Genomic DNA, 15581 nt, shown 5'->3' on the forward strand with positions numbered 1-15581 from the left:
TTTTTATACCTCCTTTAGAGCTTTAGACCAAAATTCAAACATATCTAAAAATAATTTTATTTTTTCTATACTTAGCTTACCTACAAGTTCTGTGTGAATGTCTTTATTTTCTTCTAAGTCAAAAATAAATCTGATATCTTTTTGTAAATTTTTGTTTTTACCAAGTTCTAAAATGTTAATAATTGCTGAGGCAAGTAAGGGATTTATATCTTTATCATAATGTTGGACTTTATCATAAAAGATAGTAATCAATTTGTGTAATTTTGCCGTGTTTGTTTTGTCTTGGAAAATCTCTTTAAATTTTTTAAACTTATCCCAATATTCTTCTATTTCGTAAGGTCTGTTTGATTTAAGTTGGAAAGCTCTTTTATAGTTTTCCTTCTCAAGATAAAAAATATCATTTCTTCTTGTATTTGTGTCTAAAAACTCAAAATCAAAAGTATTTGGTATTGCTTGTATATTCTTGTCATTTATAAATTTGTCTACATCTGAAATCCACTTTTTCCAATTTTCGTCTGGTTTTATGTAAAAATTGTAATCTATATTTTGCTGATTTTCCCAATACAGAGAGTAATATTTTTGAGTAGAATTACAAAACTCTTCTGGCTTTGAATAATTTGATACTTTTGTATGGTATTTTAAACAGAATTTATCAATTTTTTGATAAAGTTTATCTATATTTTTGACGTCTCTTCTTATTTTTCGTAATGCACTTAATCCAATGTATAAAGGTTTTTTGTAGTCTTGGATAATTATGCCTATGTGGATAGGAAGTTTTCCGTATACATATTTAAATTCTTTGTTATACTCTTGTATCACTAAATCTATAAATTTTGGGACATATTCAGCAGGGATAATTACTTGCCAACCAGCAGGAGTTGGGTCTGTGATTGAGGCATATGGCTTGTAAGAAACGATTTCTATACTTTTTATGTTGATTTCTTCCAGTGACTCGTCTTTTTTGTTTTCTTTTTCGTTGTAAGTATAAAAATTGATATTTATAGGATTGGTGTTATTTTTTAAACTTTCTACGATTTGATTGAGTTGTGAGTTAATTTCTTCTGTTTTTTCTGAGTTTGTTTTACTATTTTTAAGTTCTTTAAGTAATTTCTTGTTATTGTAAGAATCTAAGTTGTAAGCATCTAAAAAGTCTTCTATAGAGCTTATGAGATATATTTTATTTTCATTTTTTTCTGCCCAATATAATAAACCTTTTTCATCAATTAGCTCTCTGCTTTTATCAAGCTTTTGTAAATCTGCTTGGAAAGCTAATCTTTTTCTTCTCCACTCAGGAATGTCTAACCTGTTTTCATCTAACACTTGTTTTTTTATATTTTCAAAAAACTCCTGTGTAGTTTCCCAAATTCTTCTTAATCTTGCAGGAGATGGATTTTTTCTAAGTAAAAATTGGAGCAATAAGGTAGCTAAAAATTCTATATCTTTATCTGTTAGATTTTGCCAATCAATAGTTCTATTTCCAAAATCTATAAGGTTTTTATTTGATAAGTTGCTTATAATAAACTTTTCCCATTCATTACCGATTGTTCTTTCCAAAAGAATACTTTTAATAAAATCTTCTAAAGTTATTCTATTTCTTAAACTTTTATCTACATAATCTTTGATAACTGTATTTTCCAGTTTTTTTTGTCTATTGTTTTGATTTTGTAAGTCATTAGCCAAGTCAGATAAAACTAAACTCCAGTTAGCTTGATTAATCAGCAAACTATTCAGCATATTTCCATTTAGCCAATCCTTAAGCTCAAACTTTAACGATACCAGAGCTATTCTATCGTTTTTGTCTTTTATTTCACCAACCCATATTGTTTCAGAGTCTAAATTCTGTATCCAATTTTTCACTTGAGTGTTATATACTCTTTCACTACAAACATCGCAAACAGTTTGAGAGCTTTTAATACTCTTATCTTCTTCATAAATCAAACGAATTTTACATAGAGGACAGATACCAATGGCATTTGAAGTATTATTTATATTTTGCATTAATGTTTTAGTTATATCTTTAGTTATATCGTCATTAATCTTTAATTTTAAAAAGTTCTTCTTAGCCTCTTCAAGTAGATAGCCTAAGTTCATTAAACCTCTTGAAGCTTTTGTTAAAACTATAGCAGGATAAACCTCACCTTCTAACTTTCTATTAAAAATTTCTACTATCCTTTTCTCAATATCATTCAAATCTGGTTTCAAAGAAGCTAAATCATTACTTCCATCTTGCCCTATATTTTCTCCAACAATAAAATAAATCCCAGTCTCATCTCTATAAATTTCATTTCCTATCGGATATTCGACCTCTAAAAGCTCTTTTATCTCATTATCTATTTCTTTGGCTCTTTCTCTATACCATTCAATAGAAGCAAGTTTAAAACCTTTCTCTGCCAAGCCTAATTTATCGTATTGAATTCCTAATATTCTCCATTTTATGGAAGAAGGATTTATAAAATAATTATGAGTATTTATATTCTGTAAACTTGTTTCCATCACTAACTGAGATAACACTGCCTTAAACATAGAAGCAGTCATATAAGCTTGATCCCAAAGACTTACATCATTTATGGGAAATCTACTGTCGCTAAGTAGATTAGAATACCATATTTTAATTTCACTTATAATAAAATTCCTTATTTTTGCCCAATCAGGATTATTTAAGTAGGTGTTCTTTGATAGAAAATCATAGAAATTCTGAAAAAAAGTTTGTCTTCTTATGTCAAAATCCTTTTCTTCAATCTGCTTTTTAAAACTTCCAAATGCATTTGATAACCACAATGGCGGTTTTAATTGTATATTTGGAGCTCCTTTATCTATACCAGAGTTTATATTTTCACAACCTCTGAAAAAAATTTTTTTGATAAATTCCTTTTTTGAAGCATTACCTTTAAAAAACTCAACCCAATTAACTTCTTTTGTATCCTTATTATTTTCATCTTTTCTAACAATAAAAGGAAAAATGACTTTTGTGTTTTTTATGAAATTATCTAAATGATATTTTTCTATCTCATGTTCAAAGGGAGTTTTATTAATTTCTGTTTGATTTTCATGATAATCTTCATAACTATTAAAGACTTTAAATCCAAAAGTGCTTTTAAAACAATTCTCATCAACAGAAAAATGAGGAATTTTGTCTTTTTCTTTCCAAAAACCTATATGTGTTTTACCTAAATTAAAGAGTAAAGCTCCAATTTCCGCTTTTAAAATTTCATCTTTATTATTTTTTATCCTATCTAATCCTGACATTTTTTCCACTCCTCAGGAATGTCTAATTCTTCGTTTAAGAAAACTTTTTTGTTTTCTATCTTAAACTTTCCCCAACCGAGTTTAATTTTAGCTCCTATTCCTTGTTTGGACAAAATTGCAACAGCTACAGATAGATTGTTTAAATCTTTTTCAGCTTCAGCTTTTAGCTCTTCATCAGGTTTTAAGACTCCATCAAAAGGAATGTAAATCAGCTGGAAAATTCCTTCAGTTCCCTTTGGGACAACCTCGTAATGTATAGGGTTGGTTCCAGCTCTTTTTCTTCTGTCGTGAGGGTTTATTATTTCAAGTGAAAGCCTATCAAAGTAAGTTGGATAGAAAATAGCTCTTCCTTTGTGGGTTTGGAATTCGGAGGGTAATTTACTATCGCTTGTTTTTGCAGATAATTTATCTCTAAGTATTTGAAAAAGCTCTTCTTTATTGTTCTTTCCTTTAACTTCTTTTATTAAATTACTATCTATCTTAAGTCCGAGTTCAAATAGCATAAATTTTAATAAACTATCTTTGGCTTTATTTAGGTCTCCTGATTTGCCAAATACATAACTCTCAATAGTTTTAATACTTTCCGACCCAGCTCCAAATACTCTTAAGAAGCTCTCTATTTTTTCTTTATTATTTTGAAAATCTTCTCTAAACAACTCTCTAAAGGCACTTGCTAAAGCTCCCTTCCACCCCGAGCCTCTAACCATTGGAACTTTAAAGTTTGTTTCTTTTAAAATGGGATTTTGGATAATGTAAAATTCATCGTCATCTTTGGAGAAATAAGGAGCTTCTAACTGAAATTTAAACCAAATAGCAAAGGAGTATTTAGGAAGTTTATTAACATACTCTTGAAGATTGTTTAGCTGAGATTCTTCGTAAATTCCAGAGATTTTTTGAATGATTTGAATGTCTTTATTATCAAATTCTACATATTTCTTTTCTTTACCTATAATCTCATTTTTTAGCCAGTTTAAGGGAAAATCTTTTAGAGTTTCGTTTGATTTATATGTCGAATTTTTTCTAATATCTTGCCTGATAAAAGGAAAATCATTCTTCAATGAGTAAAAGTCGCTATAATTTTTTATTTTATCTTCACTTTTTGGTTTGAAATAATACTTACAATAAGCTATATACTCTGCTAAACTCTGAACATTTTTTGGATTTATTTCTAACAGTGCTTCAAATTTAGCCATCTTTATCACCTGTTTTCTCTAATCTAAATTTAATAACCCCACAATAGATAAAAATCCACCTTTAAATTCTTTCCCCTCTTTGTAAATATAAGGAAGGATTTTTGAGCCTTGAGGGACATAAGGCATTTGTTTTGGATTACCCGTTTTACCAAAAATTTTATGTCTTTCTTCATCGTTTTCTCTAAAACTAGCTCTTTCTTGGGATTTTTGTTGAATAAGAATTTTTATAATTTCTTTAAAATCACTATTTGAGCCTATAGGGTGTAGAACTCTTATTTTATTTTCTTTTTTTGTTAGATTTTCAAATTCATTTTCAAATTCAATAAATTCTGTAAAATTTATTTTTTTATACTTGTGAAATATTGAAAAATTAAGCTCTTCTCTTCTCCAACCCTCTATTTCTTCTTCATTTTCCTCTATCCTTTTTATTTCCAATCTCCCATATCCAATGTTCCATTTACCTCCCCAAAATCCATATTTATCCATAAAGGTTAAGAGTGGGAAAAAGATTGGCTCTATAATTTCTTCTTCCACATTAAAAATTACAGTAAAGTCTCCGTAAAAACCTTTTTCGAAATACCAAACTGGGATTCTATTGTTATGTTCTAATTCAGGAAAATCTATTTTTCCAGTAGGAAATCTATAATTATCAAATTCCTTTATATTTTCAATATTTTCAATTTCTATCAGACTTTTCCAGTTTGTAGTTCCGAAAATAATGGAAGGTAATGGAATTTCTTGTTCCAATAAACATTTTATTTTTGCTTGAAAATCGCTTCCTTCTCTTAGAAGACAATCTTGAAAATCTTTTCTATTAACTTCTTTTTCAAACCTTCCTTCTTTAAAAGAAATGACCCCATTTTTATCTCTTTTAATTTCACATAATCCTGAAAAGTAGCAAATTACTTCAAACCAAAATCTTAAGCTCCCTATCAATGAAGATGGTTTTATCTCCTTGTTATCTCCCCACGCATCTCCAGTCCAGAGAGGAGTAATGGTTTTAAAAGTTATTTCAACTTGTTTTTTTGCCATTGTTTAACACCTCTATCATTCCAAAACCTTGTGAATTTTTTGCACCTAATCCAGCATCAAAAACAACTTTAAAAAGTTCTGGGTTGGTTTTTATTTTGAATGTTCCTTCGTATGCTTCTATTGGAAAATCTTTGTATTTTAATAATACTTTTTTTGTGGTTATAGGTTCTATTTCAAAAGGAAAATCTCCAATTTCTTTGTTAGTTATTATCTGGTATTTTTTTCTTAGATTTTCTTTTAACAGCTGTTTAAATTCTTGTTCAGATGGAGAATAGTATCTGTAGTATTTTTTACTGTTTTCAAATGTTTTGTAGGCTGTTATTGGAGATAGGGTTTTTATTGTGAATTCTTCTTTTAAATCATGGTTTGGAAGGACTTCTATACTTTCAAGGTAAAGTGTATTTTTATCTAACATAACTTCTTCATTTTTTAAAAAAGTTTCTCCCCAGTTTTTTGTAAAATCGCCTATAGCTGAAGATATGTATATAGAGATTGGAGTTTTGTATTTTATGCTTTTTGTTTTATTGTTTTCTTTTATGAGAGTGTAATGTTGAGATTGTATTTTTGAAAATGTAAAAAGTTTAAACTGTCTTTTATGATAAAAAAATCCTATATCGTGAAGGAATTTAGCTATTTCTTTTGGGAGATTATTATAAAGCATACTTTGAACTATATGATTGTGATGTATCGGAAGAGTGATGTAATCTCTATCTGAAATCAGCTGTATCTTGATCCTCACCTTTTTATCCTGTTTTTTATTTTGTTTTGAGATATTATAGCAAATTTTTTTAAAGATTTAATAAAAAATATTTCAATTCCTCATAGGCACGCTAAAAACAGTTCATCTCTATAAAATACTCACTTTCTACTTTGAGTTTCAATTCCTCATAGGCACGCTAAAAACATTCACAAATGCATTTAAAAGAATTAGGGCATACAGTTTCAATTCCTCATAGGCACGCTAAAAACGAGACTTTCTATGTAAATAGCTTCTTCAAACGCAGGAAGTTTCAATTCCTCATAGGCACGCTAAAAACTGCCTGTTCTGCGTAGTAGTGTTCTTTTTCGTTTTCGTTTCAATTCCTCATAGGCACGCTAAAAACTAAATCTATTGTCTCAATTAGCATTCTTCTACAATCATGTTTCAATTCCTCATAGGCACGCTAAAAACTGGCTTTCTTTTTCAGCTTGAGCTACAGAGTAGTAAGTTTCAATTCCTCATAGGCACGCTAAAAACAAGTTTTCTCATACTCTACTTTTAAACTGTCGTCAAGTTTCAATTCCTCATAGGCACGCTAAAAACCTAGCTACATTCCTTGATAAGACAATTGATAACAATTGTTTCAATTCCTCATAGGCACGCTAAAAACGGATTGCAGTTGACACACAAAACACCAATTGGGTAGGTTTCAATTCCTCATAGGCACGCTAAAAACAAGTTTTCTCATACTCTACTTTTAAACTGTCGTCAAGTTTCAATTCCTCATAGGCACGCTAAAAACTATGCAGACCCAGCTTCAAAGGAAACTTTAGAATATTGTTTCAATTCCTCATAGGCACGCTAAAAACAAAATAGAAGTCGAAGACATAGATAACTGTTATTCCGGTTTCAATTCCTCATAGGCACGCTAAAAACTCTTTCAAGGGAGCTCTATTGAAAGTGCCACAGAAAGTTTCAATTCCTCATAGGCACGCTAAAAACTCGCTTTCATCTTTTTGAAGTCCATCGTTGTCTATAGTTTCAATTCCTCATAGGCACGCTAAAAACTCGTCAGAATATTCAGCTCCAAACATTTGAGCTATGTTTCAATTCCTCATAGGCACGCTAAAAACCATCAATAATAACTATTGGTTTATCTTTGTTTACATAGTTTCAATTCCTCATAGGCACGCTAAAAACGTAAATTTTATTTGTTCTATACTTATCAAGATTATCGTTTCAATTCCTCATAGGCACGCTAAAAACTTGTTTCAATAGATGTATCTAATTTCGCACTACTTAGTATATGTTTCAATTCCTCATAGGCACGCTAAAAACCCCTTCTTTAACCTTATTCGGTTGTCAAGGTTAAAATCGTTTATTATCAACTATTAGATAGTATACTACACTTTTTTAAAAAATGCAACAGAAATGTAAAAATTCCAGTCGACCTCCAATCCTGCAAAAATCCCTGGAGATCGACAGTTATTATTTTTCAATTACTTAGATTGATTAATCTCAATTAGCTATTTCTAATTGAGACTCAAAAACTGCCAATTTCGATAGGACGACGACTGCAATTCGGTTTAAAAGAAAATATCTTCTGATGAAGGCTTGCTAATACCAAATTCATCTCTTTCGTAATATTTTTTAGTTCTAAATTTATAAACCAATACAGAGTCTTCATCTTTATTCATAATGGACTTTAACTCATCTATAAGTATTCTGTAATTTGCCTCTGTTATCTCCCCTTCAAATACACTGTTTTGAACGTGAGTCAGATATTTTTTACAAATTTTATGGAACTTACTAACTCTCTTTTCATTAGCATCGTAAACTAAAATGATAAACATATCACCACTCTGCTATAAAGGGCTTGTAAATTTCTTCATCTAAAAAATGTTTATAGAGTTTATAGCATTCAAGCCTTATTAATCTTCGGTAAGATACATTTCCAAGATTCTTATACTTTATTGTTGTAAATAACTTTTCTTCAAAATCCTTTATAAAAATTTGTTTTCCTTTTTCATTCAAATAAGAAAATTCAACATCTTCTTCAAAATGTTCTATTTTTATTTTTCCTTTATTAACTAAACTAAAAATCACTCTATCAACAATTATAGGCTTAAAAATTTCAGAAATATCTAAATTTAGAGTAAAACTTCTCTGATTTGTTTCATGAAGGTAGCCAATTCTTGGGTCTAAATGTGTCCTGTATATTTGACTAAGAACGGTTGTATAGAGCAGAGAATTTCCAAAGCTTATTAAAGCATTTAAAGGATTATTAGGTGGTCTTTTTGTCCTTTTGTCAAAATAAAAGCTTTCAGAATTCAGAATAATATTAAAAGATTCATAATATGATTTTCTTATTTCTCCTTCTAATGCCATAAGTGAAGGAATGTCTTGTTTTAAATCTATTTCATTTTTCTTTTCTTCTATAAACTTTACATAATCTTTTATATCATCTTTTGATTTTTGATAGTATTTCAGATTTTTCAGTATGTTTTCTACTGCACCTTTCACAAAACTCTTTGCTAAAAATAATCTTTCTTTTATTTTTAAATAAAATTCTGCCTGTTTAAGTGTTAACAAACCAGAATTCAAATATTCCCTTGGATAATAAGCTCCCACATAGTATCCGTGATAATTATAAAAGAAAAGTGGTATGCTGTTTTTTGTAAAAAATTCTAAAACTCTTTTGTTTAAATCAACCTCTCCAAATATATGTATTTCAGAAATGGTATTCACTGGAATTATTCTTTTATCATTTTCTCTTTCAAAATAAATTGTATTATCTTTTCTTCGTAAAACACCATTATTAAACAGATATACAGCTTTCTTCATTTTTAGCTCCAGCACATATCTTTATAGGCACAATTTTTACAGTAGGGTATTTTTTCAGGTTTAGGAGGTTTAGGAAGTTTTAAAATTTCTGTTATATCTTTTATTGCTTTTTCTATCTTATATTCTATCTCTTTTGTAAGAATTATTTTTTCTTTTTTCCTCTCTTCTGGAATTAAAAGCTCCCCTACAAATTCTATACCTTTTTCTTTTTTAAGATAGTACAAATAAAATGCAATTTGCATTCTGGCACTTTGAATAAATTTTGAAGATTTTTTAATTTCACCAATAACTTTCTTATTGGAGAGAATATCTATTTTTATTGTGTTATCTATAAAAATTTCTTTCTTTTCACCTTTATAAAACAACTCATGAATATGTTTTCCTAAAATTAAAAAATCATTTTCTTGATCAGCTTCTATTGAATGACCTATTAGCCAAACTTCTCTTTGACAAATATAATAATACCATATAAGTGTTCCGTTTATTTTGCTTGTTTCAATACTCAAAAAATAAATCTCCCTTTACTTTAAATCCTGTTTCTCTATCGTAATAGTTTTCTAGTTCTGATAATGGAACATAATAAAAATAGTTTTCTTGGTGTGGAGAGTTGTCTTTTACAGGAACTGATACTACATATTCATAAAAATCTTTTTTGATAATATCAAATGCTTTTTTCCTTTCAAAAATATCCTTTATATCCCAGATTGCTTTATATTTGTTCCATATCTCAACAGCTTTTTCATCAAGTTGAATAAACACATCTTGTTTATAATCATCTTCTTCTATTAGAACAAAGTCTTTAATAGATGTAATTTTATTCTTTTCTTTTTCTGCTAAAAATACCAATCCAGAAGCAAGTTTTATTAACTCTATAGATTCTGCTTGAGATATCTTTTGATTTACAATTTCGTAATACCTGCTGACTAAATCTTTTATCTCTCTTTCATCGTATGAGCTTTTAGTTAATATTTTTTTAGTTGCATTAAGTAAAACAATATCGTAGATATAAGAAGAGTAATACCGATTATTTTTTCCATCATAAAGATTTATAATGTAAATAATACCCTTTTCTTTTAAAGCTTCTCTATTACATCTACCTGCAGACTGTATAATGCTATCAAGAGGTGCAAAATCTCTGTAAACAACATCAAAATCAACGTCTACACCTGCTTCTATAAGCTGAGTAGAAACAGCTATTCTCTTATTTTTAGCTTTAAGAATTTCTATCCTTTCTAATCTTTCCTTAGGGACTACGTGGGTAGATAGGTATATAACTTCTTCTGGATATAATTCTTTTAGATAATTATAAACCTCTTTAGCTGATGAAACTGTATTTAAAATAAATAGATAACTTTTGTCATTCTGAAGATGTAGAGAGTTGCAAAATTCCAATATAGTTTTAGGTTTTAAATCTACTTCTATTTTGTACCTGTTTACTTGATTAAAATAACTTTCTTCGCGTATAAGATTTCTGCCGTTTATAAACATATTAGGTAAAGTTGCGGTAGTGTAAATTACGTAAAAATTAAACTTTTCTGATAAAGAGTTAAGTAGCTGTTTAATTAATAACCAAGAACGTGTGGGAATACTCTGGACTTCATCTAAAATTATTACTGAATTTGTAAACTTATGAAACTTTCTTATCATTTTGTTTTTGTTTCCTAATAATGAGTAAAAAAATTGCATAAATGTGGTTATAGTTATTTTACTGTTAAATCCTTCTATAAGTATTCTGGAGCTGTCATAATCTAAAGTCTGTTCTTCATCTTTATAATCAAATCCAGTTAGATGATGATACTTAAGTAAAATACTGTTGTCTATATTGATACTATTATTCATTAAAACATTCTCTATAACTTTATGATTTTGTTCTATTACGGATAAAAACGGTAAAACATAAATTATCCTTAAATCTTTACCTTTTTCTTGTTTAAACTTATCTGCTATTTTTAGAGCATATTTAAAAGAAAGAAGAGTTTTACCCATTCCTGTTGGTAGATTAAGGGTATATATTTTCTGATTTAAGTCTATTTCTTGATTTTCTATCTCGTTGTAGGCTTTTTCTCTTAGTTTGTATAACGAGTTGTTTTGCTTATTTAAAGTTTTTACGTAATTATCAACTATAAATGGTTTTATATCTTGTTGTTTAAATAAAATACTTTTGTCTGTTTTTATTCCTACATCAGATTTATCAGCATCTAAAAGCAAAGAATAAAAAAGCAAAGTATCTATATAATATTCTAAGTTTTGTTTTTCTCTTATTTCTTTTCTTACAAATGTTTTTAATTCTCTTAATAATTTTTGTATCTGTTTTAAGTCAATCTCGTTGAAATCAAAAAGAAAAATCTCTTTATTTTCAAATGTTAGATTACTAAAAAATTTTTTAAACTTCTCCTTATCTATTGATTTTATCTGTTTTTCTAAAATTTCTACTTCGCTATCATCTAACGTAAGGTCATACATAAAATCTTCTAAGTTTGAGTGATGTCTTTTAGGTAGTATATAAGATAGTATAAGTAAGAATTTATCATTAATGTTTTGACTTTTTAAATATCTATCTGTAAGGTATAAACTTATTATAGCTCCTAAAAGTGAATGTTTTCTTAATTCTTTATTTACAGAATTATCTCCTTGAATGTATTTTTGAAAGTATTCTGTAGCTTTTCCTAAATCGTGAGAGAATAAGATTATAGAAAGGACGTCGTTTAATACTTTATTTTTTTCAATATTCTGTGCAAATTTTAATCCAAGTTCTAAAACATTTGATATATGTTCTTCCATAAATCTTTCAGGATGAGAAAATAAACCTGAATTCATGGCTTTAAAAATGATATGATTTTATTTTCTACTTTATAAACATTTTTAAATCTACCTTCTATACTGTCTCCTTTTAACTCCATAACAACATCTTTATAGCTTCTAACTATTCTGTTTTCTTCCATATCCAAAGGTATTTTTTCTTTGAAGTATCTTTTACCTTCAGTTATTTCTATACTTTCAATATTTTCATTTAATATGACAGTGTTTACATAGTCAGATTGAGGTAAAGGCTGAATTTCATATAATCCAACATATCTAAAGTTTGAAATAAGATTTGCAAGTCCTAATGATAGAGTATAAAAGTTTTTCCCCTCTTGTATTTTTTCTTTTAATTCCCTAAAGAGAGACTCATCTTTTAGGTTTATATATAACCTATAATGTGGATTTTTTAGAAATTCTGTTCTAATCTGAGTTCTATTTTTTATTTTTGTAAAATTTTCCTTAGTGTCTATGTAGTTTAATGTAATTCTAGTTTTTTTTACAGGGTTTATAATCTGTATTGCGATATCTGAAGTATTTGCGTTTATATACTTTAAATATACATTTTTATCTAGTCCAAGAACAGCTCCTATCATACCAAAAATAGAAGTAGGGGGAGGTATGGAGAATGTCAGAGGAGATGAAGTAGTATAAAACTTTTTAAAATGTCCAAAGTCTCCCCATATATCAAAAACAAGTACTTGCATTATTCTAATCCTTTATAAATTAATTTCTTCAAACTTTACAAAATCTAATTTTAACTCTCTGTTTAATTTTAAATTTCTATCCACTTTAAAAAGAACCTTTTCAATCTTGTCTTTATTTTCCTCTATAACTTCTAAAAGTTTATCTATGTTGAGTATAAAGTCATCGGTTGACCTTATTTCTTCGTCCTGTTTGTCAGACTCTATTTTTATATATCTGTGTAGCTCCCCAATGTGATAGTAGAGGTTTTCTTTGTAAATAATCTCTATTAATAATCTTGGACTGTGTTCTGTTTTTGACCTCGTTATTAAGTTTTTTGTTCCATACCATAAAGCTTCTTTTAGCAGTTCTAAGTCCTCATCTTTTAAGTTTGTATGTTTAGCAGCGTTTTCGTTTGCTACACCGTGAAAAGCAATAAAGGAATAAGGTAATATCCATTCTTCTCTAAAAGTTTTTCCACTTTTTCCTTTATCGGAAGCAAAAGCTCCTGTTCCTTTGATATACTCAAGTTTTACTCTATGTAAAGACTGTCCCATATTAAACTGTACAGGACCTGTAAATGTTACAGAATTGTCTTTTGATTTTCCAGTTTCAACAGGAATAGTTGCTCCAAAGAGTCTAACGTCAATACACTCATTTAGTATTCTTACTGGATTATTTTCAAAATTTTTTGCCCTTGCTTTTGCATCTTGAAGATTACCGTTTTCTAATCCTTCCCTTATAAAAATCTCTAAATTTTTAAAGTTATAGAGATAGTCTCTTACTGTTCTTTTTAGTCTTACATCTGTTACTATGTTTCTTCCTGTTTCTTCGTCTATTCTTGGTTTGTTATCATCGTTTGGGTCTCCGTTTGGATTACCAAAGCTAACATCGTATAGGAATAGATATTCTCTACGATTTTTAATTGTTTCACCCATGGTTTCTCTCCTTTATAGTAAGTTTTTATTTTTCAAATTAATTTTGCTTTTTCTAAATTTTCTTTTAATGTCCTCAAATTAAAACTCCTGTTTCTTTGGCTGTTTTATAAATAGTTTTTTCCTTTTTATAAGGAGTTTTTACAACTAAATCAACTTTTCTTTCTATTCCTTTAATCTCAAGTTTAGCCAAAAATTTTAGCTCTTCCTCTAAAGATACATTTTTATCAGTTTCTATAAAAATATCTATATCTCCACCTTTTTTATTAAGGTCGGTTCTACTACCAAAGATATAAACTTTCGCATTTTCACCAAAAATTTCTTTTGCAGCTTCTTTTATTATTTTTATTTCCTCTTCAGACAGTCTTACTTTCGGCTTCATCGTTTTCCCATTTTGTATAAATTATATTTTCAACTTCCTTGTGTAGTGCCATTCCAGAAGCAAAGTAGAAATTTATCTCATCTATTGATAAGCCAAATTTTTCCTGAGATAAAAGGTTCTTAGATATCTCTTGTGCAAGTTCTTGTTTTCCTCTGTCAAACCTTTCATATTCCATAAGTTTATTTACTACTTTCGGAAACAATCCTTTAACATCTTTTTCATTAATTTTTAAACCTTTTAGATTCTTAAAAAATGGAGTAGATTTTCTTTCATACCCTTGAATGTCCAAAAGCATTTGTGTTAAAGCTCCAAGTAAGAAAATTCCTCTTTTTGCGAGAGTATTCAAAGATTTTCCTGTTTTTTCATAAACTTCATCGAATTTTGTTTTCTCCATCTTTTCCTCCTCAATTTTTAATAAACCAAGTTCTTCAAAAAATCTGACATTCATAAGGGCATCTATTACTGTGTTAGTGATATTATTTCCATTTAAAAATTCATCTCTTATTTTTCTGTTAAAAATCTGAAGGAGAGTTTGAAAATCAAGCTTTCCACCTCTGAAAATCTTATCTAATACTTCAAAAAATAATTTATTAAACTTTTCTAAAAATTTTATAACTTTTTCAAGTGTATAATTCTGTCCGTAAATTTTATCTATTTTTGCTTTTGTATCAAGAATATAATGAATTCGTGATGGTAAAACATCTTCTATTAAAAGTAAAATCTTTTCTGCACTGTTATCTTTTTCTAAGAAAAGAAAATAAAAACTTAAACCATCCTTATAGTCTTTAAGTAGGTCTAAAATATAATTTTCATCTTCAACATGACTTTTTGCTAAGTTTTTATCTTTTAAAGTGATATTTTTTCTCGTTTTAGATAGAATATCTACATACTCCCCTAAAATCTCTTCTGTATTTAAGATAATATTTGGAATTAGATAATAACTTTTCCCGTAAAAACTAAACTTTAAATTTTCTTCTATGTATTTCCTACCATAATCTACTTTCAAATAACAAGATTTACATACAGGAAAATTTCTCCAAGCTTTATCTTCTTTAAATCCTCCAGCTATATATCCAGGTTTATCTAAAGTATAAAATTTATACATTCTTGACGTTGTAAAAACCTCATCTTTTATCTCGCCACATAAACTACAAGGATAGTTCTTAGCAGAGAATTTTCTTAAATCTGACAAGTATTCTGTTAGAAAAATTCCTTTAAAGTTTGGACTTTCTATTTCATAGAGATACTTATTATCAAATTTAACTGTTATGATTAGTCCCTCGTCTTTTTTGATACTATTTTTTATCTCTTCTATATATTTCAATATCTTATCTTTGTTGGATTTGAGTTGATTGTATATTTTGTCAAAAGGAGTAATTTTTTTCCGAGATTCAAACCATTTAATTATTTTATTTTCTAATGTTTTTTTAGGCTCGGTAATTCTTGAAGTTGGTGTAAAATCTGAACCGTTAGAAGATTTCCTTCTATAAAGATAGATTCTCCAGTTATTTTTTTTAAAATCTTCTATTGTAATGTTTGAAAAGTTAAAATCTTTATCGAATTCTAATACAACAACTTTATTGTAATTTCCTGAATTAGGATTTTCTAGTAAAATGTCTATTTCACTTTTATTTTCTTTCCGTAATATAAACTCCCCTAAATTTTTTACAGCTTCTATCATTGTGTATTCCTCTGTTAAAATCTAAAAATTATTATAATACTAGCTATTTAAAAAAATCAAATTAACTATGGCTATGTTAAAATAT

12 protein-coding genes and 1 CRISPR repeat array are annotated in these 15581 nt (G+C 28.2%); all 12 genes read right to left on the reverse strand.

All coding sequences use genetic code 11. The annotated features are described in order from the left end of the window. Positions 1–3: 3 nt before the first annotated feature. The 12 genes from Q385_RS0100925 to Q385_RS0100980 all read right to left on the reverse strand — a co-directional run bounded on the left by Q385_RS0100925 (position 4) and on the right by Q385_RS0100980 (position 15496). Entirely contained in the window at positions 4–3246 is a 3243-nt protein-coding gene (locus Q385_RS0100925; protein WP_028949862.1) for a CRISPR-associated protein Csx11, read from the reverse strand. Beyond that, positions 3234–4439, reverse strand: coding sequence for an RAMP superfamily CRISPR-associated protein (locus Q385_RS0100930; RefSeq protein ID WP_028949863.1), 1206 nt, complete (start codon positions 4437–4439; stop codon positions 3234–3236). Before Q385_RS0100930 ends, Q385_RS0100925 begins: the two co-directional genes overlap by 13 nt. Positions 4440–4457: 18 nt before the next feature. Then, complete coding sequence (locus Q385_RS0100935) at positions 4458–5471, reverse strand: RAMP superfamily CRISPR-associated protein (protein ID WP_028949864.1); 1014 nt, start codon at positions 5469–5471, stop codon at positions 4458–4460. Then, positions 5452–6210: a CRISPR-associated endoribonuclease Cas6 gene (gene cas6, locus Q385_RS0100940; protein ID WP_028949865.1), complete on the reverse strand. Its 759-nt coding sequence runs from the start codon at positions 6208–6210 to the stop codon at positions 5452–5454. The genes Q385_RS0100935 and cas6 overlap by 20 nt, the downstream gene beginning before the upstream one ends. A gap of 69 nt (positions 6211–6279) precedes the next feature. Further along, positions 6280–7509: a CRISPR direct-repeat array (repeat unit 30 nt; unit sequence GTTTCAATTCCTCATAGGCACGCTAAAAAC). Between the two features lie 248 nt (positions 7510–7757). Further along, on the reverse strand, positions 7758–8024 hold the full coding sequence (gene cas2 / locus Q385_RS0100945) for a CRISPR-associated endonuclease Cas2 (protein ID WP_028949866.1): 267 nt from the start codon (positions 8022–8024) through the stop codon (positions 7758–7760). Position 8025: 1 nt separating this feature from the next. Then, positions 8026–9015, reverse strand: coding sequence for a type I-B CRISPR-associated endonuclease Cas1b (gene cas1b / locus Q385_RS0100950; RefSeq protein WP_028949867.1), 990 nt, complete (start codon positions 9013–9015; stop codon positions 8026–8028). A 2-nt stretch (positions 9016–9017) separates the two neighbouring features. Continuing rightward, positions 9018–9521 carry a CRISPR-associated protein Cas4 gene (gene cas4 / locus Q385_RS0100955; RefSeq protein ID WP_245596341.1) on the reverse strand — a complete coding sequence of 168 codons (504 nt, stop codon included), beginning with the start codon at positions 9519–9521 and terminating at the stop codon, positions 9018–9020. Beyond that, the gene (cas3, locus tag Q385_RS0100960) at positions 9511–11796 is read right to left on the reverse strand and encodes a CRISPR-associated helicase Cas3' (RefSeq protein ID WP_245596342.1); all 2286 of its coding nucleotides are present in this window, start codon (positions 11794–11796) and stop codon (positions 9511–9513) included. Before cas3 ends, cas4 begins: the two co-directional genes overlap by 11 nt. A 32-nt stretch (positions 11797–11828) precedes the next feature. Then, positions 11829–12521 carry a type I-B CRISPR-associated protein Cas5b gene (cas5b, locus tag Q385_RS0100965; protein ID WP_028949870.1) on the reverse strand — a complete coding sequence of 231 codons (693 nt, stop codon included), beginning with the start codon at positions 12519–12521 and terminating at the stop codon, positions 11829–11831. 12 nt (positions 12522–12533) lie between these two features. Beyond that, on the reverse strand, positions 12534–13436 hold the full coding sequence (gene cas7b, locus Q385_RS0100970; RefSeq protein ID WP_028949871.1) for a type I-B CRISPR-associated protein Cas7/Csh2: 903 nt from the start codon (positions 13434–13436) through the stop codon (positions 12534–12536). A 73-nt stretch (positions 13437–13509) separates the two neighbouring features. After that, positions 13510–13815, reverse strand: a complete 306-nt coding sequence (locus Q385_RS0100975; protein WP_028949872.1) for a nucleotidyltransferase domain-containing protein — start codon at positions 13813–13815, stop codon at positions 13510–13512. Continuing rightward, a complete protein-coding gene (locus Q385_RS0100980) occupies positions 13790–15496 on the reverse strand; it encodes a TIGR02556 family CRISPR-associated protein (RefSeq protein ID WP_028949873.1) in 1707 nt (568 codons plus the stop codon). Before Q385_RS0100980 ends, Q385_RS0100975 begins: the two co-directional genes overlap by 26 nt. Positions 15497–15581: the final 85 nt, after the last annotated feature.

Source organism: Sulfurihydrogenibium subterraneum DSM 15120 (assembly GCF_000619805.1).
GTDB lineage: Bacteria > Aquificota > Aquificia > Aquificales > Hydrogenothermaceae > Sulfurihydrogenibium > Sulfurihydrogenibium subterraneum.

Excerpts from the sequence above, each read along its gene's own strand:
- Q385_RS0100925 (WP_028949862.1), bottom strand. The coding sequence starts at position 3,246 with ATGTCAGGATTAGATAGGATAAAAAATAATAAAGATGAAATTTTAAAA.
- Q385_RS0100930 (WP_028949863.1), bottom strand. The coding sequence starts at position 4,439 with ATGGCTAAATTTGAAGCACTGTTAGAAATAAATCCAAAAAATGTTCAG.
- Q385_RS0100935 (WP_028949864.1), bottom strand. The coding sequence starts at position 5,471 with ATGGCAAAAAAACAAGTTGAAATAACTTTTAAAACCATTACTCCTCTC.
- cas2 (WP_028949866.1), bottom strand. The coding sequence starts at position 8,024 with ATGTTTATCATTTTAGTTTACGATGCTAATGAAAAGAGAGTTAGTAAG.
- cas1b (WP_028949867.1), bottom strand. The coding sequence starts at position 9,015 with ATGAAGAAAGCTGTATATCTGTTTAATAATGGTGTTTTACGAAGAAAA.
- cas3 (WP_245596342.1), bottom strand. The coding sequence starts at position 11,796 with ATGGAAGAACATATATCAAATGTTTTAGAACTTGGATTAAAATTTGCA.
- cas5b (WP_028949870.1), bottom strand. The coding sequence starts at position 12,521 with ATGCAAGTACTTGTTTTTGATATATGGGGAGACTTTGGACATTTTAAA.
- cas7b (WP_028949871.1), bottom strand. The coding sequence starts at position 13,436 with ATGGGTGAAACAATTAAAAATCGTAGAGAATATCTATTCCTATACGAT.
- Q385_RS0100975 (WP_028949872.1), bottom strand. The coding sequence starts at position 13,815 with ATGAAGCCGAAAGTAAGACTGTCTGAAGAGGAAATAAAAATAATAAAA.
- Q385_RS0100980 (WP_028949873.1), bottom strand. The coding sequence starts at position 15,496 with ATGATAGAAGCTGTAAAAAATTTAGGGGAGTTTATATTACGGAAAGAA.